General features: G+C 44.9%; 17 protein-coding genes and 1 tRNA gene. 8 read left to right on the forward strand and 10 right to left on the reverse strand.

Annotated elements, in window-relative coordinates; genetic code table 11:
- Window positions 1-85: 85 nt before the first annotated feature.
- The 8 genes from MA_RS07620 to MA_RS07655 form a co-directional block, all read right to left on the reverse strand.
- The gene (locus tag MA_RS07620; RefSeq protein WP_011021483.1) at window positions 86-499 is read right to left on the reverse strand and encodes a response regulator; all 414 of its coding nucleotides are present in this window, start codon (window positions 497-499) and stop codon (window positions 86-88) included.
- The gene (locus MA_RS07625) at window positions 496-3,696 is read right to left on the reverse strand and encodes a PAS domain-containing protein (protein ID WP_011021484.1); all 3,201 of its coding nucleotides are present in this window, start codon (window positions 3,694-3,696) and stop codon (window positions 496-498) included. The genes MA_RS07620 and MA_RS07625 overlap by 4 nt, the downstream gene beginning before the upstream one ends.
- A gap of 884 nt (window positions 3,697-4,580) precedes the next feature.
- A tRNA-Ala gene (locus MA_RS07630) sits at window positions 4,581-4,652 on the reverse strand.
- Between the two features lie 63 nt (window positions 4,653-4,715).
- Window positions 4,716-4,985: an elongation factor 1-beta gene (locus tag MA_RS07635; RefSeq protein WP_011021485.1), complete on the reverse strand. Its 270-nt coding sequence runs from the start codon at window positions 4,983-4,985 to the stop codon at window positions 4,716-4,718.
- Window positions 4,986-5,077: 92 nt separating this feature from the next.
- Window positions 5,078-5,248, reverse strand: coding sequence for a zinc finger domain-containing protein (locus tag MA_RS07640; protein WP_011021486.1), 171 nt, complete (start codon window positions 5,246-5,248; stop codon window positions 5,078-5,080).
- A gap of 188 nt (window positions 5,249-5,436) precedes the next feature.
- Window positions 5,437-6,129: an amino acid kinase gene (locus MA_RS07645; RefSeq protein WP_011021487.1), complete on the reverse strand. Its 693-nt coding sequence runs from the start codon at window positions 6,127-6,129 to the stop codon at window positions 5,437-5,439.
- A 131-nt stretch (window positions 6,130-6,260) separates the two neighbouring features.
- The gene (locus MA_RS07650) at window positions 6,261-7,250 is read right to left on the reverse strand and encodes a hydantoinase/oxoprolinase family protein (RefSeq protein WP_011021488.1); all 990 of its coding nucleotides are present in this window, start codon (window positions 7,248-7,250) and stop codon (window positions 6,261-6,263) included.
- Between the two features lie 118 nt (window positions 7,251-7,368).
- Window positions 7,369-8,346, reverse strand: a complete 978-nt coding sequence (locus MA_RS07655) for an ATP-grasp domain-containing protein (protein ID WP_011021489.1) — start codon at window positions 8,344-8,346, stop codon at window positions 7,369-7,371.
- 371 nt (window positions 8,347-8,717) lie between these two features.
- Here MA_RS07655 and MA_RS07660 point away from each other — a divergent pair, with 371 nt between their 5' ends.
- The 8 genes from MA_RS07660 to MA_RS07700 all read left to right on the forward strand — a co-directional run bounded on the left by MA_RS07660 (window position 8,718) and on the right by MA_RS07700 (window position 19,994).
- The gene (locus MA_RS07660) at window positions 8,718-9,119 is read left to right on the forward strand and encodes a heat-shock protein (RefSeq protein WP_157860127.1); all 402 of its coding nucleotides are present in this window, start codon (window positions 8,718-8,720) and stop codon (window positions 9,117-9,119) included.
- Window positions 9,120-9,243: 124 nt separating this feature from the next.
- A complete protein-coding gene (gene grpE / locus MA_RS07665; protein ID WP_011021491.1) occupies window positions 9,244-9,873 on the forward strand; it encodes a nucleotide exchange factor GrpE in 630 nt (209 codons plus the stop codon).
- Window positions 9,874-10,144: 271 nt separating this feature from the next.
- Window positions 10,145-11,998, forward strand: coding sequence for a molecular chaperone DnaK (dnaK, locus tag MA_RS07670; protein ID WP_011021492.1), 1,854 nt, complete (start codon window positions 10,145-10,147; stop codon window positions 11,996-11,998).
- 110 nt (window positions 11,999-12,108) lie between these two features.
- The gene (dnaJ, locus tag MA_RS07675; protein WP_011021493.1) at window positions 12,109-13,257 is read left to right on the forward strand and encodes a molecular chaperone DnaJ; all 1,149 of its coding nucleotides are present in this window, start codon (window positions 12,109-12,111) and stop codon (window positions 13,255-13,257) included.
- A 528-nt stretch (window positions 13,258-13,785) separates the two neighbouring features.
- On the forward strand, window positions 13,786-15,132 hold the full coding sequence (gene trkA, locus MA_RS07680; RefSeq protein ID WP_011021494.1) for a Trk system potassium transporter TrkA: 1,347 nt from the start codon (window positions 13,786-13,788) through the stop codon (window positions 15,130-15,132).
- Between the two features lie 24 nt (window positions 15,133-15,156).
- Window positions 15,157-16,587, forward strand: coding sequence for a TrkH family potassium uptake protein (locus MA_RS07685; protein ID WP_011021495.1), 1,431 nt, complete (start codon window positions 15,157-15,159; stop codon window positions 16,585-16,587).
- Window positions 16,588-17,161: 574 nt separating this feature from the next.
- Window positions 17,162-18,508: a Trk system potassium transporter TrkA gene (gene trkA / locus MA_RS07695; RefSeq protein WP_011021496.1), complete on the forward strand. Its 1,347-nt coding sequence runs from the start codon at window positions 17,162-17,164 to the stop codon at window positions 18,506-18,508.
- 55 nt (window positions 18,509-18,563) lie between these two features.
- Entirely contained in the window at window positions 18,564-19,994 is a 1,431-nt protein-coding gene (locus MA_RS07700; RefSeq protein WP_011021497.1) for a TrkH family potassium uptake protein, read from the forward strand.
- A 121-nt stretch (window positions 19,995-20,115) separates the two neighbouring features.
- Here MA_RS07700 and MA_RS07705 read toward each other — a convergent pair whose 3' ends face one another.
- Together MA_RS07705 and MA_RS07710 are read right to left on the reverse strand one after the other, a co-directional pair.
- Window positions 20,116-21,339, reverse strand: coding sequence for a digeranylgeranylglycerophospholipid reductase (locus tag MA_RS07705; protein ID WP_011021498.1), 1,224 nt, complete (start codon window positions 21,337-21,339; stop codon window positions 20,116-20,118).
- Window positions 21,336-21,557 carry a 4Fe-4S binding protein gene (locus MA_RS07710; protein ID WP_248698086.1) on the reverse strand — a complete coding sequence of 74 codons (222 nt, stop codon included), beginning with the start codon at window positions 21,555-21,557 and terminating at the stop codon, window positions 21,336-21,338. The genes MA_RS07705 and MA_RS07710 overlap by 4 nt, the downstream gene beginning before the upstream one ends.
- Between the last annotated feature and the right edge of the window lie 486 nt (window positions 21,558-22,043).

The following is a 22,043-nucleotide window of genomic DNA, read 5'->3' on the forward strand; positions in this document are numbered from 1 at the left end:
ATTTTAGAATTTGTCAGGAAATACGTATCCGTTGTACTGGAAGTTTTAGCCGGATACGGGTTTGGTCAAGGTATATTGAAGATTTTCATTCGTCGCTGTCGGAGTTTTCAATCTCTTTTTTTTCGGTTCTGTGTTTATGGAGTGCCATCTCGATATTGCTGTGCAGGTCTTCTTCTTTGAAAGGCTTGGAAATATATCCTGCCGGCTCTGTCATTTTAGCCCTTTCAAGGGTCTCATCGTCAGTGTAAGCTGTCAGATACAGGACAGGAATTTTAAGGCGGGCTTTTATTTCACGGGCAGCTTCAATTCCATCCATGTCTCCCTTCAACATGATATCCATCAAAACAAGATCTGCATTAGTCAGCTCTGCTTTTCTTATTGCTTCCTCTCCTGTGGACGCAGTACCGGGTACAGTATAACCCAGATTTTTGAGTTTGTTTCTGATGTTCAGAGCGACAATGTTCTGGTCTTCAACAACCAGAATTTTTGCTTTTTTCATTGTATCTCCCCTTTGGCACTGGTTACTCTTTCAGATGACTGGCAGGGCTCCTTAAACCAGATCTTGAACTTAGTCCCCGAATCGTTTTCAAGTTCAATCGCGCCCTCCAGTTGTTCAACAAGTATATTTACCAGCTGGAGACCCAGAGAGCTCGTGTTCGTGAAATCGACATTTTCCGGAAAACCCAACCCATTGTCCGAAATTACCAGCATGTACTGGATATTTTTATCAACTGGACTCTTAGCATCCATATTATTAATGATATTACTTATACTTTTATTTTCATTATTTTCGTCTGTTCTGCAGAGACTAATGTAAATTTCACCTTTCCTACCCGATGGAAACGCGTGTTTCAGAGAATTGGATACAAGCTCATTGATGATTATCCCGAGAGGAACTGCAGTATCCATTCCAAGGAAAATCTCTTCGATGTTGAGCTGCATACCGACATCTCCTTTCCGGACAAGGTATGAGTGGAACAGGTCTGCAGTCAGTTTCTGAAGGTAAGCTGAAAAGTCCAGAGTCTCGTTATTTCGGGACCTGTACAGTTCCTCATGAATTATTGCCATCGTAGCAACCCGGTTCTGGCTCTCCCTGAAGGCTTCGAGAACCTCGAGATTGTCAAATTTCTCTGCCTGAAGTTCGAGGAGGCTTGAGATTACCTGCAGGTTGTTTTTTATCCTGTGGTGTATTTCCTTTTTACGGATTTCTTCCACTTTTGCAAGAGATTCTTCAGCTTCTTTTTGCTTGCTAATATCATAGATTATCCCCTGGAGGATTCTCTTTCTTCCCGATGGATCGAAAACGTTCTGGATTATCTCACGAACCCACCTTATTTTTCCATCCCTGTGCCTTATTCTGTACTCGTGCTCTATTAAGAGCCAGGGGTCGTTTACCAATCTGTTTCTATTCTCAAAAAGCCTGCCTACATCGGCAGGATGAACAAGCTGGTACCAGTTGGTTTTTCCGGAGAGGAAATCTTCTCTTCGGTAACCCGTAGTTTCTTCCGTATTGCCGTCTATGAGGATCAGGGTGAAGTCAAGTCCCAGCTGGAAGGCAATTCCTCGGAAGTTTTTCATGAAGGACCGGTAGCGAGCTTCGCTTTCTTTCAGTTTTTCAGAAGCCAGTTTTATGCCTGTAATATCTTTCATTACACCTAAAGACCTGCGAATGCTTCCGTCTTCGTTTCTCTGGTAAACCCCACTGTCTTCCACATGAATGTAGATCCCATCTTTCTTCCTGAACCTGTATTCAATGCGGAACTTATTATCTGTTTGCTGGAATTTCCTGAGTTCACAAAGGGCTCTTTCGCGATCTTCGGGATGGATATGGTCTTCCCATGAAACGTAGTCGAATTTGCTAAACTCGTCCACTGTATATCCCGTGACGTCTAGGATAGCTCCTGCCCACTTGATAATATTCTCCTCGTGGTCATGTTCAAACACTATCTGCCCGGTCTGTTCTGCAGCTATCCGGAACCTCTCTTCACTTTCCCGAAGTTTTTCCTGGGCAGATCTCCTCTCAGTTATGTCTTTAATTACCCCAAGAACTCTGCATATCCCTCCGTTCCCAGCTTTCAGGTAAATGCCACCATCTTCAACGCAGATGTAGCTCCCGTCTTTTCTTCGGAGTCTATATTCTTCGAAATATTTTCCCCCGTTTTTAATGCACCTTTCATGGGCTTTTAATGCCTTTTCCCGGTCTTCGGGATGGACATGCTGAGCCCATACTTCCGGGGTAAAATCCTGAAACTCTTCAAAGCTATATCCTGTAAGTTCTTCTATTGCCCCAGCCCAGGAACTGTGGTTCTTTTCCACATTATAATCATAAACAAGCTGCCCGGTCTGTTCTGTGGTAACGCGGAATCTCTCTTCACTTCTTTCGAGGGTTTCTCTAGCAAGTTTTCTTTCCGTAATATTTTTTATTACTCCTACAATCCGATAAACCCGGGATAGGTTATCCTGAAGATACACGCCGCTATCTTCTACATGGAAGTAGCTTCCGTCTTTTCTTCTGAACCTGTATTCTTCAAGGTATCTCCCCCCGTTTTCCATACACTTTTCATGTGATTTCCAGGCCCTTTCGCGATCTTCGGGATGGACGTGTGCTATCCATCCTTCCAGATCTACGTGACTGAATTCTTCGGGGCTGTAGCCTGTAAGTTCTTCTATTGCCCCAGCCCAGTCAATTTTATTCGATTCGGCCTCGGAATCATAAACGAGCTGTCCTGTTTGCTCGGCAACAATCCTGTATCTCTCCTCGCTATTCCTGAAAGTTTTTTCAGCTTCTTTGCGCTGAGTGATATCCAGCATTACGCCCACAATTCCGGCAATCTCTCCAGAACTATCCTCATAAGTGGCCTTATGGAACAGGAAGTCTCTGCTTGCGCTGTCAGCGCAGAAAACCTTGGTCTCATAGTAATGGCTCCCACCCCTATCAAAAAGTTCCCTGTCATGTTTATAGTAGATATCAACGAGCTCTTTTGGAACTCTCTTCTGAAACTCAGAGAACGACTCTCCTATGACCAGTTCCTTTGGAAGCCCCATGATTTGCCTTGCAAAACTCTCGTTGCAGTTTACATAAACCTCATTCCGATCCCTCTGGAAGACAGGGCTCGGGATGTTGTCAAGAAGTGTCTCAAGAAACTGAAGATTGTTCCGCAGGGTTTTTTCAATATTTTTTCTTTCGGTTACTTCCTGTGCAAGTTTATCGTTTGCTTCTATATACTCAAGGGTCCTCAGCTCAACAAGATTTTCCAGCCTTTCATGCTGGGACCTGAGTTTATCTTCAGCCCGGACCCTGAAGCTTATATCAAACCCGTAAATGTCTATGAACTCATCTTCCGGACGGGGATAAAGCATCAGAGCATACGTAGCTTCCCCTATGCTGATTTCAAAGTTTTCAGGCTTTTTCTGGGAAAGGACTCTTCTTATACCTTGCCTAAGTGTTTGAGAAAGTTCGGTTCCGTCCTTTATGCCCCAGTGCTCAAGAAGAAAGCAGGCTGCCCTATTGGCATAAAGCACCTTTCCATCCTTTTCTACCCTGAGGACAGGGTTAGGGTTCTCCGAAGGTAAGGGATCTATTATTTTTTCTTGCAACTCTATTGAGGTTTCCTGTTCTAATTCCCCAGCCTCTTCTTTTTGAGCCTCTCCTTTTTTCCTGGGCAAGCCGTTACTTTTAATCTTCCAGTCCCCCATTTTTCACTTTTGCCTTAGTCTCGTGGATTACAGAGCGAGAACCATATTTTAGCTTAAAAACAGAGTAAAAATAGCCTTGCGGATCTTCCCTTTTTCCGCTATTTACTCCCTTCAATCCGACATATCGGGGTTTTATTGTAAAAAAAATATACGTTGCTCTGTTATGTATCCATTATTTAAAAAGTATATGATGTAGCACGGGATTTTGTAAAGTTTGAATGTGGATCGCGAAAAAAACCACAGAAACAGAAAAATTCAACTGAGAACCCCCTCTTAAAAAATATAACATAGATGGCCAGGGGGAGCTTCAACTTTCCCTGGCCATCTGAGGGGGTATTCTAGCGTGGGATAACCACACTAATATTTAAAAAGAGTTATTTGTATTTAATTGTTTTCATTTTTTTGACAGTTAAAAAAGAGGGATTCACCCTAAAAGGTATCAAAAGAACTTAAAACATCTGAATATATTAAACATTTGTGTAAAAATATGATAACATAAAACAGGAAAAATAAATTACAACATTTCCAAATTTAAGCTTCAGTTTGGAGTGTTCCCAGAAGCTTTTAGGCTCCTTTTTCTCCTCTGTCTTTTTTCCGTCATTCGATAGAGCTCACTCTCCTGTATCTCTTTATTTTACAGTTGTTCTTAATTTAGTCCGCTTGAGCGAGGCTCATCTCTTCCCATAAATAGTCTGCTTGAGCGAAACTACCTATAAAAACCCGTCAAGTAGTCCGCTTGAGCGAAGCGAAACGGACCTCGTGCTCCCGAAGCGGAACTCGGGAAGTGAAACTCGGGTGCCGAAGCTTTCGAAAAAGAAAGCGACCTCCTGAATCACAATTTGGATAAATAAAAAAAAATCTGTCTAATTAGCTGATCCAATAAATGGACTCGGCGGGATTTGAACCCGCGGCCTTTACGTTGCGAACGTAACGATCTTCCCCTGATCTACGAGCCCTTTTTTTAAAAAGAGAATGATGAAAAAGTCTTCCGGATACATTGTCCGGTTCTTTTTCCCTTCTCAGATGCGGTAGGCTTCCAGAACCTGAACGTTCTCGACACCGGAAACTTTTGCAAAAGCTTCTTCTGCAGGTTCGGTTCCACCTTCTTCGTCATTAACGATTAGTGTTACAATCAGAGCCTTCAAGCCAAAAGCGATAGGTTCCTCAACAATATCTCCGTGAAGGTCGGCCTTTGCAGGAATTACGGCTTTTATTTTCTCTTTCAATTCCGCAAGGTCGGTTTCAATGCTTTCTGGCATAATTTTAATTTTTGCTGCAACATCACCCATTTCAATCCCTCTTGTAATATATTATGATTCTATGAACAAATTCAAGCTGCTTTTACAATGCGCCTCTTGAGCCTATAGCGTTCTGGCCAAAATCACGGAGCTTTGAATCCGCACTTCGGGCAGGTATACACGTTACCCTGCTGCCTGCAGCTTATACATCTTCCGATCTCTGCTCCACACTGAGGGCAGGGGAACTTCACATAGCCTTTCTCCACAAGACGGATACCGCATGAGGTACAGTATTCAACTTTCTGTGATGACATTTTAATTCTCCTGAATTATTTTTTATAGTGAACTGCAATGAATTAACCGGTGAATCAGGCACCTTCTCAAGCTCCAGATCCTGCTTTTTTTGGCACCTGTGTTAACATCAATAAGTCTGATTAACTGAATATAATGATGCTTTTTGGACACGGTTTGCTTCTCTCCCTAGTCATATACGATATACGATTTAAATATTCCCCTTTACCGTCGTACAGGGTACAGTTTTTCCGTACACCGCCTGAATTACCCTCTCAGGAAATTTTCCGTTAATAATTCTGCATTCCATTCTGTTTTTCAGGAGAAATCCGGGCAGGAAAGGGTCAATACAGCTTTCAAAATTTTCTGGAAAATCTGAGGCTAAAATCTCCCTGACCAGTTTTCCTTCCCTGAAAATTCCGTCAACATCCGTAACCTTAATGAAGAGGGATCCGGTCTGCTTCGCGACCCAGGCAGCAATTGTGTCCGAAGTTACGTCCCAGGAGTGAGGAAGAGGGTCTTCGGTCTTCAGAAGCCTGTAAGGAAAAAGAATCGAAACTCCGGAAAGCGGTTCTGTAATCGAATCCGTAACCTGAGCTGGGCTTTTGTCCTGCAGGTAGCAGGCGTACTGCTCCATGCCAAGTACAGCCATCCAGTGAGCTGCATCATCTCCAAGCCCGAACCTTTCGTCAGCGCTCCGTACCGCGTCTGCAAACACCCCGCCACCGGGCACGATAAGGATGGAAAAAAGAGGGCTTTCGGAAACCTGCTCATCAGAAACCTTCTCCTCCGCAGTAGCTTCAGAAGGGCCGGAGCCAAATTCTTTTACGAGCCTGTCAAGGAGCGCAGGGGCTTCGCTTATCAGGCTTCCTCCCACTTTAATAACTACCCGAATGGTTTTCATGAAGATTTCTCGTTCTTTAAGGTTTTTCTCAATAAATGGCTTTCAGTTAAGGTTCAAGTATCAAGGGAACCAGATTCGATTTTTTGGTGGAATATATTTAAGTTAATAAGGGAGACAGATTTTCTGGAGCTTCAGTTTCCTGATTTTTCGGCTGCCAGCAAGCGGGCAGCAGCGTATGCCGGAAAAACCTTTGAGATTTCTTCTCCCCAGCGCCCGGAAACCGAAATGCATTCGAATCCTAGCCTTTTTGCAGCTTCCTGAATAAGAAACTCTCCCAGGCCCGCAGATACAATCCTGTTAAGCCCGTTTCTTTCCGCAACTTCGAAGATCGCTTCAGCCAGGGTAGAGACCTGTTTTTCTTTTATCTGCTCTGCAATCTCGTAGATTTCCCTTTCCCCTACCTCCGAAAGGTCTGCACAGACCAGCCGTGCAATCCTGCGCATGGCTTCTATTCTGCTCCTGCCAGCCCCGTCAGCCGTCTCACAGGTATATTTAGCTTCCTCGATTTTCCCGAGGATGAGGTAAGCATCTGCTGTCGTTGCAAAGAGTTCCGAAGAGGTCCGACATGCGCCTTTCTCAAGCTTGACCTTTTCGAGAAGGGCGGCGAGGTTTGTCCTGAGGGTGCCTGCGTATACGAGTTCACTCTTGAGCAGGCGTTCGAAGTCCGTAAGCCCTGCCCTGTGCTCCCCTGATATGATAGGGATGATATCACTTGTGGTACTCCCGACATCAACAAAAATACAATCTCCGACCTCTTCTCCAATCAACCGGGCGGAAGCTGCCCAGTTTGCAGCCGCAAGTTCCCTCAGGGAATCAGCTTCACTCTGGAACCTTCCCTGACTGTTTATATATGATACTTTTTCAGAACCGAAAGCAGAATCAACCGTTTCTTTTATGAAACGAATACCCTGCTCCTTGTCTTCAAAACAGTCTGCAAGCTCCCCGGTCATCACAACAGCTACCTCTTCAGGCTTCAGCCTTTTTGCAATCTCCTTTAAGACCTCCGGCAGCCTTGTGTTTTTCCAGAGAGGCAGGTAGTGAAGTTCTACGATCCTTCCGTCCGAGGAGGCAAGTTTGGTATTCGCTCCTCCAATATCAAGCCCTATGATTTTTGAATTCATTTTGATTCCTTCTCGTCATTTCCAGGTCAGTAAATCTTAAACTTATAATTCTCCGCAAATTTATCTGTTCCAATTTTTCACATTTTCCCCTTTCCGATTATCCAAACTTTTCCCCGAATCAATTCCTTCCGAAAAGCTCGCCAAGCATATCTTTCGAAAAGTGATATTCCCCTTCGATCCGCACGGAATCTGGGAGTTTGCCGAACCTATTCCTGAGAAGAAGTTCGCCGATTTCTTCCTTCATGACCCTGCTGATCCCGAACAAAGAAGCTGTGGGCCTTGGGTTTACATCAACGACATACGGAATGTCCGAAAGTACGATATCCACACCCACATACCCAAAGCAACCCAGACATTTTACTGAAGAAATTGCAGTCTCATAGAGCTCCTCTTTTCGCGGAGTAGGGTATGGGGTCAGGCTTCCGTTGTATTTTATGCCAGAGATTCCGGTTTTCTCAGAATTTTCTCCTGCCCCGTCCTTTTTCTCTCCAAACTCGATGAACTGGCGGTTTACCGTAAGTGGGAGCGGCTTTTCCCCGGCAATAAGGCTTACGCTCAGGTGTTTTCCTTCAATATATTCGCTTGCGATGCAATCATTTGCAATGAAAGCTTCTGTCTTCTCGAAATCCATAACAAGAGATGTTGCCTCTGCTCCACATCCGAACCTTGGCTTTATGACATACTTTTTGCCCTTTTCAGCCCATTCCGCAATCTCGGGAGCCTTAACTCCAGCCTTTTTCAGGACTTTTGTGCACAGGACTTTGTCCGCACAACAGGCTGCCGATTCCGGTGAACACCCCAGGTTTACGGAATTTTCTTCAAGGATCCGGTTCAGCTCGGGAAGCATTCCGTCAGGAGCGATAAGAAGTCCGGCATCACATTTCTTTGCCTCCTTTTCAACTACCTGCCTGAAGTTTTCAGCCGTGGATTTAAAGGAAGTGCCTGCACCTATTTCCGTACCTGCAGACGGATAGTACACTTCATGCCCTGCCCGGACAAAGCTTTCTGCAAGTGTTTTCAACATAGCTGCCCCTTCCGGGATAAGGGACTTTTCGATATCCGTACCGACAGCGAATTCTGCAATCAGAATTTTCATCGGAGAAGAAAAACCAGGTCATTTTATATTATTTTTTGTCTAAGCAGAGTTGCGCCAGCAGAGTTGCGGCTCTGCAGTGCGCTGTCCGTTTCGCTTCGCTCAAGCGGACTACTTGATGGGTTGACACAGGAGAGTGAACTTTCCCGCAAAAAGAAGAGAAGAAAGAAGACGAAAATGAATTCTTTGAATCTACGGGAAAATTATCCGAATAGATTGATAGGGGGATATGAAAGAAAAATGGGAGAGAGGTAACTAATACTGTTACATAAGTAAAGGTTTATATAATTTATATAGTTTATAGCATAAAAGGTATACAAATAATCTTGATGGTGGCTGGTAAAATCAACAGCAGAAACCCAAATTCTCAGTCTTTGTTTGAAAATCCTTTTGTCAAAACCCTCGCTGTTGCGGTTCTTATGGGTATATTCCTTGTTGACATGGGGTTAGGGCTATTTGATATATTTTCTACCAGATCAAGCCCCCTGCCGTTGGCATTTGTACTCATGATCTTTGCTGTTATGTTTATAGGAGGGATGGTCTTCTATGAGAGACAGGGGTTAGATACCCTGAGTTCCCTTATGGGAGGAACACTTGCAGGTTTTGGACTTTCGTTCGTTTTTGTCTCCCTTGTTGGAGGCGTGCAGTTTGCATTGGGAGGAGGAATTTCAACTATTGGATGGGAACAGGTAATTTCAGCAGTTGCAGGCTGCATGATTGCAGGCGTCGTAATGCTTAAAGTACTATCTCATAAACTTCAGAACCACTTTTACTGATTTTTCTTTTTTTGCTTCCTCTGGGATATCTGCTATCAGATTATCCAAAAACTATTTATAGAATTACAAACAATCACAGATCAAGGCGAGCGAACCGTTAGAAGAATTTCATGGGGATCGATAAATGAAGAAGTCCACTAAAAAGGAAAGTACACATTCTAAAGAAGAGAGCCAGACCCAGGCTGGAAATTCCGAAGCCCGGAAATCTGGACCTTCTACCAAAAAAGCCGGTGAAAAAACGGCAGAGCCTGAAAAAGCGACTGCAGGTTCCGGCACTGAAAAGAGTCCGGAAGCTGCCTGCAGAGAGGAAAACGAACTCCTAAAGGATCAACTTTTCCGGCTTGCAGCGGATTTTGATAACTTCAAAAAACGGACCGCCCGTCAGATGGAAGAAAACCGAAAAGCTGTGCTTGAACAGGTGCTTCTTGACTTTGTCGAAGTGACGGATAACTTCGAACGTGCCCTGAAATCTGCACAGACTGCAGAAGATATGGGTTCGATTGTAAGCGGAATCGAGCAGCTTTCAAAGCAGTTTTTCTCTATCCTGCAAAAGTACGGGCTTGAGAGAATCAAATGCGAAAAGGCAGGCGAATTTGACCCTCATAGACATGAGGCTGTCCAGCACATAGAAACTTCCGAAGTTCCGGATAATACTATAGTTGATGTTTACAAACCGGGTTATTCCCTGAACGAAAAGGTTATCAGACCCGCTCTGGTTTCAGTGGCAAGAAACCCCGACGAGACCGAAAAATAAAACTGATTAATTCAAAATCAGATGTAAACCGAACTTACATTTACACAGGTTAAACTGAACTTACATTCAAATTCTACATTCAAATCGACACTAAATTCAATAACTTCTCCGGGCAGGCATCTAACAAATAGGTCCTGCCGATCAAGCAAAATAAGTTTATTAAGTATTTTCCGGGTTCCTTGACGGAAGTTTAACTGATTAATCTGAAAAACGACCTGACAAGGTAACCTAACTAAATAATTTGATTGATAATTTACTATGAGGATATAACATGGCAAAGATACTGGGTATAGATCTTGGTACTACTAATTCGTGTATGGCAGTGATGGAAGGCGGGGACGCTGTCGTGCTCCCGAATGCCGAAGGAAGCAGAACGACTCCTTCAGTTGTTGGATTCTCCAAGAAAGGGGAGAAACTTGTGGGCCAGGTCGCAAAGCGGCAGGCAATTTCAAACCCTGAGAACACTGTTTATTCCATTAAAAGGCACATGGGAGAAGCCAATTACAAAGTCACTCTTAACGGAAAAACATACACCCCGCAGGAAATTTCTGCGATGATCCTCCAAAAGCTCAAAACGGAAGCAGAGGCTTATCTCGGAGAGACAATAAAACAAGCTGTTATTACAGTTCCTGCTTATTTCAACGATGCGCAGAGGCAGGCTACAAAGGATGCAGGTTCGATTGCAGGACTTGAAGTCCTGAGAATCATAAATGAACCCACAGCCGCATCCCTGGCTTACGGGCTTGACAAAGGAGATGTGGACCAGAAGATCCTTGTCTACGATCTCGGTGGCGGGACCTTTGACGTATCCATCCTTGAGCTCGGGGGCGGGGTCTTTGAGGTAAAGTCTACAAGTGGAGACACTCACCTTGGCGGAGATGACTTCGACCAGCGCGTTATCGATCACCTGCTCGCAGAATTTAAGAAAACCGAAGGAATTGACCTTTCCAAAGATAAAGCTATCCTCCAGCGCCTGAAAGACGCTGCTGAAAAAGCAAAGATCGAGCTTTCTGGGGTCACCGTAACTAACATCAATCTCCCCTTCCTTACAGTCGGACCTGACGGGGAACCAAAACACATGGACATAGACCTGACCAGAGCCCAGTTCCAGAAGATGACTGAGGATCTCCTGGAAAAGACCCTCGTATCCATGCGCCGCGCCCTCAGCGATTCAAAGCTTACGCCAAATGACCTTGACAAAGTGATCCTTGTAGGAGGCGCGACAAGGATGCCTGCCGTGGTCGAACTTGTGGAGAACTTTACAGGCAAGAAGCCCTACAAGAACATCAACCCTGATGAGGCAGTTGCAATCGGTGCAGCCATTCAGGCAGGAGTGCTGGGCGGAGAAGTAAAAGATGTCCTTCTGCTCGACGTTACCCCCCTTACCCTGGGTATCGAAACCCTTGGAGGCATTGCAACCCCGCTTATCCAGAGGAACACCACCATTCCGACCAAAAAGAGCCAGATCTTCTCAACCGCTGCTGACAACCAGCCCTCGGTCGAGATCCATGTCCTGCAGGGAGAGCGCGGAATTGCTTCTGAAAACAAAACTCTTGGCAGGTTCACCCTTGACGGTATACCCCCGGCTCCGAGAGGCATTCCTCAGATCGAGGTTGCCTTTGACATTGATGCAAACGGGATTCTGCACGTGAATGCAAAGGACCTGGGCACAGGAAAGGAACAGTCCATTTCCATCCAGAAACCAGGCGGACTTTCCGATGCAGAAATCGAGCGCATGGTTAAGGACGCGGAACTCCACGCCGAAGAAGACAAGAAGCGCAAGGAAGAAGTCGAAACCAGAAACAACGCCGAAGCCCTGATCAATGCCGCAGAAAAGACTATCAAGGAAGCCGGCGATGTAGCTACCGAAGACCAGAAGTCAAAAGTCAATGCTGCAATCGAAGACCTGAAGAAAGCCCTTGAAGGCAAGGACACCGAAGAAGTCAAGGCAAAGACAGAAGCTCTTCAGGAAGCCGTATACCCGATTTCGACGGCCATGTACCAGAAAGCCCAGCAGGAGGCTCAACAGGCTTCAGGTGAAGCGGGCAGCGCTGATGCAAGGGGTCCTGATGAGACCGTCGTTGACGCCGACTACGAAGTAGTTGACGACGAAAAGCGTAAGTAAATAAAGAAGAATTAACAGTAACAGAAGATGCCTGGGAATTCCCAGGCCTGACCGGAAACCTGGGAACAGGTTCCGTCTCCTTTATTTTTTTAAAACTACAGGGAATCCTGATGGCTACCAAACGTGATTATTACGAAATTCTCGGACTACCTAAAGATGCCTCAGTCGAAGATATAAAGAAAACCTACCGGAAACTTGCACTGCAGTACCATCCTGACAGAAACAAGGATCCCGGAGCTGAGGACAAATTCAAGGAAATATCCGAGGCTTACGCCGTTCTTTCAGACACGGAAAAACGGGCTCAGTACGACCGCTTCGGGCATGCCGGAATAGATAATCAATACAGTGCAGAGGACATCTTCAGAGGCGCGGACTTTGGCGGGTTCGGAGACATTTTTGAAATGTTTTTCGGAGGCGGCAGAAGAGGTGGGCCCATGGGTCCGAGGAGAGGTTCGGACCTCCAGTATGACCTCTATATAACCTTCGAGGAAGCTGCTTTCGGTGTCCGTAAGGATATAGATATCCCAAGGACAGAAAGGTGTTCCACCTGTTCAGGCACAGGAGCAAAACCGGGAACAAGCCCGAAGCGCTGCCCGACCTGCGGCGGTACAGGACAGGTCCGCACCACCCGTTCAACTTTGGGGATGCAGTTCATAAGCACCACCACCTGTAGTACCTGTCACGGCAGAGGCCAGATAATTGAGTCCCCATGTCCTGTTTGCGGCGGGGCGGGCAGAGTCCGGAATAAGAGAACAATAACAGTTAACGTACCTGCAGGAGCTGACTCAGGCATGAGCCTCAGGCTCAGCGGAGAAGGTGATTCAGGAGAGCCGGGGGCACCCTCAGGAGACCTTTATATTATCATCCACGTGATGGAACACAGGCATTTCAAGCGGGTCGATTACGATGTAATCTCCGAACTGTCAATAACCTTCACCCAGGCCGCACTCGGAGCCGATGTTATGGTTGATACCCTTTACGGCAAGGTCAAAATGAACATCCCGGCAGGGACTCAGACCCATTCCGTTTTCAGGCTCAGGGACAAAGGCATACAGCGCCTCCATGGACACGGCAAAGGGGACCAGCTCGTAAGAGTGATAATTAAGACTCCTACAAAGCTCAATCAGGAACAGAAAGAGCTGCTCCGCCAGTTTGAGAATCTGAGCAAAGGAAAGAAGCCCCAAGAGGAGGAAAAAAGTAAAGCCGAAAAGCATAAAAAAGGGATTTTTGAAAAAGTAAAAGATGCCTTTGAAAGTTGAAAAAACTTCGGCTTAAATTCTAATTTTTCAGATCTTTTTTAATTTTCTATTTTTTCCCTTTTACACACTTTTTTCTTTTCTCTTTTGTTCTCTATTTCATGAAGAATTCTCTGTGTAGAATTCCTTTTTTCTTTATAGAATTTCTTTATATCAAGACTATTTTCTATACTGGAAGCTTGAAAAACATTTATATATACCTGTTTAATTCTATGCTAAGAATCATACTTACTTCGCAAAAGCATAGGTTCGAAAAATTCTGGTTTGCAAAACGTTAATTTCCAGAGATGATAAACACGCTGATTAATTTTACTACAACGGATCACGTATCAGGCGGCATTTTACGCTTAAGGATTGAACCTGACATATTCTATATGTTTATTTTAGCTTTATTTACTTTGACTGCTTTCACTTCGGTTATTTTTATTCGAATCTTTTCGTTCTTTTTAATCTGTCCTATGCTCATTGCTTCTGGTTCGGTAATTTTTACAGTGGTAGATTCATTAAAAACAGTTTTTTTGAAGGTGTTCTATGAAGGCTGTAATTATTGGTGCAGGGGAAGTAGGCTATCATATTGCAAAAGCCCTCTCCTCTAAAAATGATGTGGTAATTATAGAAAAAGACGAGGAAGCAGCAAAAAGAGCAGATGAACTTGACGTGCTCGTGGTAGAAGGAAACGGCGCGAACGCAGACATTCTTTCAAAATTTCTGCATAATGCCGATCTGCTTGTAGCTGTTACGGGGGTTGATGAGGTCAACATTGTTACCTGCATGACCACCAAACTCATTACAAGAAACAAACTCAGCTGGAAGGATACAAAGACCATAGCGAGGGTTAGCAATCCTGACTATATAGATTCCCCTCTTACGTCAAGAGCTCAGGTTGGCGTCGACCTTATGATCTGCCCTGAACTTGCACTCGCATCGGAAGTTGCTGACGTGCTCTCCAGTCCCTCTGCCATAGATGCGGAAATGTTTGCCGAGGGAAAAGTAAAGATGACCGAGTTTGCAATAAACCCGGGAAGCAGACTCGTAGGAAAGCAGATGCAGGACCTTCGGCTTGCAGACTGTTGCATTGTCAGTGCGGTTTTCCGTGAAGACCAGATCATAATTCCCCACGGAGACGATTTAATCAAGGCAAACGACCACATGGTAGTTGTGGGCAAGCCCGAAGCTATAGAAAACCTTGAGAACGTTTTCGGGAATGAAGTGCCCCACCGAAACAGAATTCTCCTTATTGGCTGCGGAACTGTGGGCTTCTATCTGGCAAAACTGATTGACAGGGAAGAAAACGCTGATTTGAGGATTATTGAATACAGGAGGGGCCGCTGCATAGAAGTTGCCGAGATGCTGGAAAATGCCCTTGTGCTCAACGGGGATGGCACTGATGTCAACCTTCTAAAGGAAGAAAATATTGAGGACATGGACGTTGTTGTTGCGGTTACGGACAGCGACGAAAAGAACCTGCTCTGCGCCCTGCTTGCAAAGCAGCTTGGAGCAAAAAAGGTAATTGCCAGGGCTGACCGCTCGGACTACCTGCCTCTTTTCGAAATGGTAGGAATCGACATGGCCGTAAGCCCCAGGGAAGCAACCGTAAACGAGGTCCTCAAACTTACCATGGGCAAAGGCATACAGACGCTCACAACTATCGAAGGCGAAAAAGCTGAAATCATAGAATATACGGCTTCCGAGAGGTCAAAAATTGTCGGCAAACCCTTAAACAAGGTAAAGTTCCCCAAAGGAGCTCTTATCAATATGGTAGTACGCGGAAAAGAGACTATAATTCCAAGGGGGGGTTTCACTATCAACAACGGAGACCGTGTAGTTATTTTCTCGATGGCTTCTGCGGTTTCCGAAGTGGAAAAATTCTTCAAATAAGTTTTCTGAAGAAGGAGTTTTTCCATGAATGATAAAGCTATTTTTAACGCCCTGGGGAAAATTCTGGTGCTTCTGGCTTTTACCATGCTTGTTCCCCTTTTTGTGGCTCTTTACTACAGGGAACCCCTGGAGCCATTTCTGGTCTCTACTTTAGTAACATTTCTTGCAGGCCTGATCCTGGCGCGTATAAATGAGAATGCCGACTGGCAGCAGAAGGAAGCGCTTGCCATTGTGGCTCTGAGCTGGCTTGCAGCAGCAATTTTCGGGGCGATCCCCTTCCTTTTCGAGGGGATTTCCTTTCTTGATGCGGTCTTTGAAACGATGTCGGGTTTTACTTCCACAGGGTCAACAATTCTTGTCAATATCGAGAGTTATTCAAGGAGTCTTCTTTTCTGGCGGTCTTTTACGCAGTGGCTCGGAGGCATGGGAATTATCGTACTCTTCATTGCTATCCTGCCAAAACTGGGAGTTGCCGGACGCCAGCTTTTCCGGGCTGAAGCCCCGGGCCCTACTGAAGATAAGCTAAAACCGAGAATAAAAGATACGGCAAAGATCCTGTGGGCCCTTTATGTCCTTATATCTGCTCTTGAAGTTCTGGCCCTGATGCTGGCAGGGATTTCCCTTTACGATTCCCTCACCCATACCTTTGCCTGTATGGCCTGCGGCGGATTTTCCTCTTACGGAGCAGGGATCGAAGCTTTTGGAAGCCCCCTAATCGAGTTTATCCTTACCTTTTTCATGTTTGCAGCCGGGGCGAACTTTGCCCTCTATTACCGGGCAGTCCGCATTGATAAGAACCTCCTGTTCAGGGATGAGGAATTCAGAGCCTATGCATCCTTTCTTCTGGGTTTTACAGGCTTGCTTACCCTTGTCCTGTACAAAGACATGGGACTTTCCCTTTTCAATTCCATCCGCTACGCCTCGTTCCAGATAACATCGGTTATGACAGCCACGGGCTTTGCCTCGGTCGACTTTAATCGGTGGAAAGACTCCGCAAAGGTCCTGGTTCTTGCAGTCATGTTCATAGGAGGCTGTGCGGGTTCCACGGGAGGAGGAATGAAGGTTGTGCGTTTTCTGCTGATGTTGAAATACGCAAGAAGAGAACTCTTTAAATTTATTCATCCAAAAGTTGTGAGACCTATCCGCTTCAACGGAAGAGCAGTTTCTGATGACGTTTTGCAGTCGATACTTTCTTTTGTTGTGATCTACATCTCCGTCTTTGTTTTCAGCTCAATGCTTCTGACCCTGCTCGGGGTCGAGCTCATCAGCTCGATTACAGCTTCGATAACAACCCTCGGAAACATCGGGCCGGGTTTTAATCTTTTTGGCCCTATGGAAAACTTTGAGTCTCTTCTTCCGCTGGGTAAAATTATTCTTATCACTAATATGTGGATTGGCAGGCTGGAATTATACACCGTACTGGTACTCTTCACAAGTGACTTCTGGCACTCCTGAACCGGAGATATCTACTGGCTCAAAAAAGGCTGGTTTTGAACCTCTTCAGGCCCCTTTTTCAGTTTTTCTGTATCTCTGTTTCTCAGTTTTTCTGTATCTCTGTTTCTCAGTTTTTCTGTATCTCTGTTTCTCAGTTTTTCTATATTTCTGTTTCTCAGTTTTTCTGTTTTTTCCGGGTATCCAGAAATTTAATTTCCACTTCTGACCACAGATATGCCTGAACTCTCATCAGTTCTGTGGTTTTAGATGATTGTTTATACGGTACAATATACGGAATGATTATTTATACGGTACAATATACGGAATGATTATTTATACGGTACAATATACGGAATGATTATTTATACGGTACAATATACGGAATGATTGTTTATACGGTACAATATACGGAATGATTATTTATACGGTACAATATACAGGATGATTGTTTATACGGTACAATATACAGGATGATTATTTATACGGTACAACATACTAATTCTTAGAAATATACCCATTTACGGTTTCTTTTTTCCAAAGAATACTTAAGCAAGCAGGTAATATCTGAGAACATTCTTTTCTTCGAGGGAATCTTATGAAAGCAGTGGTTATCGGCGCAGGTGAAGTGGGATATCATATCGCAAAATTTCTTTCCCTCACGCATGATGTTATTGTTATCGAAAACAATGAGGACGCCCTGAGGCGGGCGGATGAACTGGATGTTCAGGTCGTGGAAGGGAACGGAGCAAATGCTGATATTCTTGCCAGCGTCCTTCCGGATGTGGATATTCTCGTTGCGGTCACCGGCGTTGATGAAGTTAATATTGTTGCCTGCATGACCGCAAAGCTGATCATACGATCCCATCCCGGCTGGAAGGAAACGAAGACTATTGCCAGAGTTAGCAACCCTGACTATATCGATGTGCCTGTCACTTCCAGAGCTCAGGTGGGTGTGGACATCATGATCTGCCCCGAACTTGCGCTTGCCTCGGAGGTCGCCGAGGTGCTTTCAAACCCTTCTGCAATAGATGCGGAAATGTTTGCAGGGGGCAAAGTTCAGATGATGGAATTTGCCATCCGCCCTGACAACAGGTACGTAGGAAAACATATGCAGGACCTCAGACTTGACGACTGCTGCATTGTCAGTGCTATTTTCAGGGAAAAAGAAATAATCATTCCCCGTGGAGACGATTTAATCAAGGCAAATGACCGCATGGTAGTTGTGGGCAAGCCCAGGGCCATGGAAAACCTTGAGAGCGTCTTCGGGGACAAAGAGTCTCACAGAAACAGAATTCTTCTTATCGGCTGCGGAATTGTGGGCTTCTACCTTGCAAAAATTATCGATAAGGATGAAAACGCGGATCTCAAGGTCATTGAGTACCGTAAAAGTCGCTGCATAGAAGTTGCCGAGATGCTGGAAAACGCCCTTATCCTCAACGGGGATGGGACTGATGTCAGCCTTTTAAAGGAAGAAAATATTGAGGATATGGACGTTGTCGTTGCGGTTACGGACAGTGACGAAAAAAACCTGCTCTGTTCCCTGCTTGCAAAGCAAATGGGCGCCAAAAAAGTGATTGCAAGAGCTGACCGCTCGGATTATGTGCCTCTTTTCGAAATGGTTGGAATCGACATTGCAGTAAGCCCGAGAGCAGCAACCGTAAATGAGGTCCTCAAGCTCACTATGGGTAAAGGTATAGAAACCCTTGCAACGCTTGAGGGCGAAAAAGCCGAAATTATTGAGTATACCGCATCCAGGCAGTCAAAAATCGTGGGAAAAACACTCAGCAAGGTCAAGTTTCCCAAAGGGGCAATTATCACCATGGTGGTTCATAAGGATGAAGTCGTTATTCCCAGAGGTGATTCCATAATATGGGAAGGGGACAGAGTGATCGTTTTTGCCCTTTCTTCCGCAGTTCCTTATGTTGAGAAGCTGTTTAAGTAAGGAATAAATATGAATACATTGAAAGGGTCATAGCTGCAAAAAACAGAGGATCGGCATGAATATTAAGATTGTTTTTTATGTGCTTGGCGGTTTACTCAGGCTTCTCGGGCTGCTTATGATTGTTCCTCTCGGAGTCGCTTATTATTACGGGGAAAGTCTGACGCCATTTCTTGTTTCTATTGTCATAACCGTCCTTACCGGCTTAATCCTGCTTTCCTATAAAACTGATGAAGACTGGATGCGCAAAGAAGGCTTTGCAATCGTTGCTCTGGGCTGGCTTGCAGTTGCAGTCTTCGGGGCAATTCCTTTCATGCTGGACGGGATTTCTCCCCTCAATTCTCTTTTCGAAGCAATGTCGGCTTTTACAACCACGGGCTCTACGATTCTAACTGATATAGAAAGTCATCCAAAAGGCATCCTCTTCTGGCGATCCATGATGCAGTGGCTGGGCGGAATGGGTATTATTGTGCTTTTCATTGCCGTTCTGCCAAAATTCGGAGTCGCCGGACGCCAGCTTTTCCGGGCTGAAGCCCCGGGGCCTACCGAAGATAAGCTAAAACCAAGAATAAGGGAAACTGCAAAGATCCTGTGGATGGTCTACTTTGTAATCTCATTCGCGGAGGTTGTTGCTCTCCTGCTTGCAGGACTTTCTTTATACGATGCAATTACCCATACTTTTACCACAATGGCATGCGGAGGCTTTTCACCTTATGGGACGAGCATTGAAGCTTTTAGAAGCCCACTGGTAGAATATATAATAACTTTTTTCATGTTCGTTTCAGGTGCAAACTTTGCCCTCCATTACAGGGCAATTTATGTTGACAAGGACTTTCTTCTAAAAGATGATGAATTCCGCTTCTACACAGCCCTCACTCTTGCAGCAACCGGACTTTTAACCCTCCTGCTCTATCGCGATATTAATACGGGGTTTTTCGACTCTTTCAGACTTGCGATCTTTCAGGTAGTTTCCATCATGACCACGACCGGGTTTGCAACAGCGGACTTTAACTTCTGGTCCGACTCGGCAAAAATGGTGCTTCTCCTTATTATGTTTGTAGGCGGATGTGCAGGCTCTACGGGTGGAGGCATTAAGGTCGTGCGCATCCTCATGCTCCTCAGGCACGGGAGAGTGGAACTTTTTAAGTCCCTCCATCCGAGAGCCATAAGAGGTGTAAAATTCAACAACAAGAACGTTCCAGACGAGGTTATAAACTCTATCTTTTCTTTTGTGGTGATCTATCTCTTTATTTTTATGTCAAGTGCTCTTATCCTCGCGGTACTAGGCATGGATATCATAACTTCAACTACTGCCTCCATAGCTACCCTCGGGAACATAGGTCCCGGCCTTAATGTGGTAGGTCCGATGGGAACTTTTGACCCGATCCCCCCTCTCGGAAAATTAATCCTGATTGCGAACATGTGGATAGGAAGGCTTGAAGTCTACACTGTAATAGTGCTCTTTACGCCGGAGTTCTGGAACAAGTGATTTTTGAAAAGCAGCTGAAGTTTCGGAATAACCCGGTAAAAAGCAATAAAAACCCCGATAAAGAGCAAATAACTTCCAAAAAAGAAGAATAAAAAGAGTAGAAATGCCTGGTTTTCAGGCATTATGTCCTGTTCTTCATCACTTCTTTTGCTGCGTCCTTGAAAAGTACGCGAAGGTCCCAGAGCAGTTTTTTGTTGGCTTTGAAGAGCGCCTGCAGGAGGTCAAAAAGTCTCATACTCTCGAACTTTACTTCCTTGAGGGAATCGGCAAGGGAATCCAGATCCTCGTCCTTGAGGTTGATAAAACAGTTCTTCACGATGAGGCTCATGTCTATGTCATGCCCGGTAGTTTCCCTCCAGCGTTTTTCATAAACTTCTTCAAGCTTTTCAAGAGAAACGTCCCCTGAGGAGATGGCTTCGTAAGCGGCTTCCCCTGCAATCTTTCCTGCGTCCATTGCGTTGAGGATCCCACCGCCTGTGATCGGGTCGGACTGGCGGGCCGCATCTCCGACAAGCATTAAGCCGTTTACGGAAGTTTTTTCAATGCTTCCCGAAACCGGGACTCCTCCGAAGACCATTTCTACGATCTTGGCGTTGGGGAATTTTTTCTCTACGAAATTATTGAGGTAATCGACAGGTCTGGGTTTGAACTTACCTGTCCTGTTCCCGAGAATACCTACTCCCACATTGGCTTTACCCTCCCCCTTCGGAAAGATCCAGACGTAGCCGCCAGGGGCGATCTCGTTTCCGATATAAAATTCGCAGTATTCCGGATCTATGTCCGCGCCTGCTATAAGGTACTGGGCGCAGGTTTCTATGTCGATTGGTTTCAGGGAGGTATCTATTCCTGCCCACCTGCCTACTTTGGACTCAACCCCGTCTGCACCTATAACTATCTTTGCCCTCACCTCATATTCTTTTCCCAGGTTCATGAGCCTTGCGCCCTTCACGAAGTCGTCTTCAATGATCAGGCCCGTTGCCCTTGTCTTTACCCGGACCTCTGCTCCGGCTTTTGCAGCATGCTCAGCAAGGGCGCGGTCAAATATTTTTCTTTCAAGGACATAACCCACCTCTCCACCGGAAATTTCTTCTGCCATTTCGACCTTTGTGCCGTTAGGAGAATAAATACGGGAACCCTTAAGGTCAGCGCAGATCCAGCTGTTGTCAATTTCAACGTGTTTCTTGAGATATTCTTTGTTTACTCCTTCGGCACAGCGTACAGGGTCGCCTATTTCCTGGCGCTTTTCGATTAAAAGCACATCAAGCCCTTTTTCAGCTGCCGTTTTTGCAGCAATGGAACCTGCAGGCCCGGCTCCTATTACGAGAACATCATAGATATCCTTCATTTCATTACCTCAATTGCTCCCACAGGGCAGATACGATCACATATCCCGCATTTTATGCACGTACTTTCATCTACTTCAATCCAGGTCTCCACAAGTTCGAGTGCTCCCTTTGGGCAAACTCCCACACAAGCCCCACAGTATCCACATTTATATCTGTTTATGTTGACGCTCACCAGCTCACCTGTCAATTTTAAAAGTAAGTCATGATCTTTAACCATGAAATATTGTCTTTCTCGCAAACAATGAGGCATAGATCGAAAGGCACGACAGTATAATGCCACATCATTAGTATAATGCCACACCATTTAAACTGATGACTGTAATATAGTTTCTGAAGATCTCTTTTTATTAACTATCTTTTTCGAAACTGATATTCTGATAATGAATCTTTTTCCGGCTTTTCAGGGCTGTTTTTTTATTATACAGATTTTCAAGAAAGTTCAGATCCGAATTCAGATTCATCTGTTTGATACAGTTACTCTGTCGAATAGTTTTCACAATTAATGTATTTATCTAGCTTAAAGTTATTGGCTCTCTTAGAAGAGCGACACACTCAATACAAAATCTTCTTCCAGTTACTTTTCTCGCTATTATATAAATTATTTATATTATACCTCTACAAATTATATTTTTGCCTTTTAAGAAAAATTTCCATGCTTTTATTCTTAAATGGAGGCAGGATAGAATTTGATAAAATTTGCCTG

Origin of the sequence: Methanosarcina acetivorans C2A (assembly GCF_000007345.1) — an archaeon.
Classification (GTDB): domain Archaea; phylum Halobacteriota; class Methanosarcinia; order Methanosarcinales; family Methanosarcinaceae; genus Methanosarcina; species Methanosarcina acetivorans.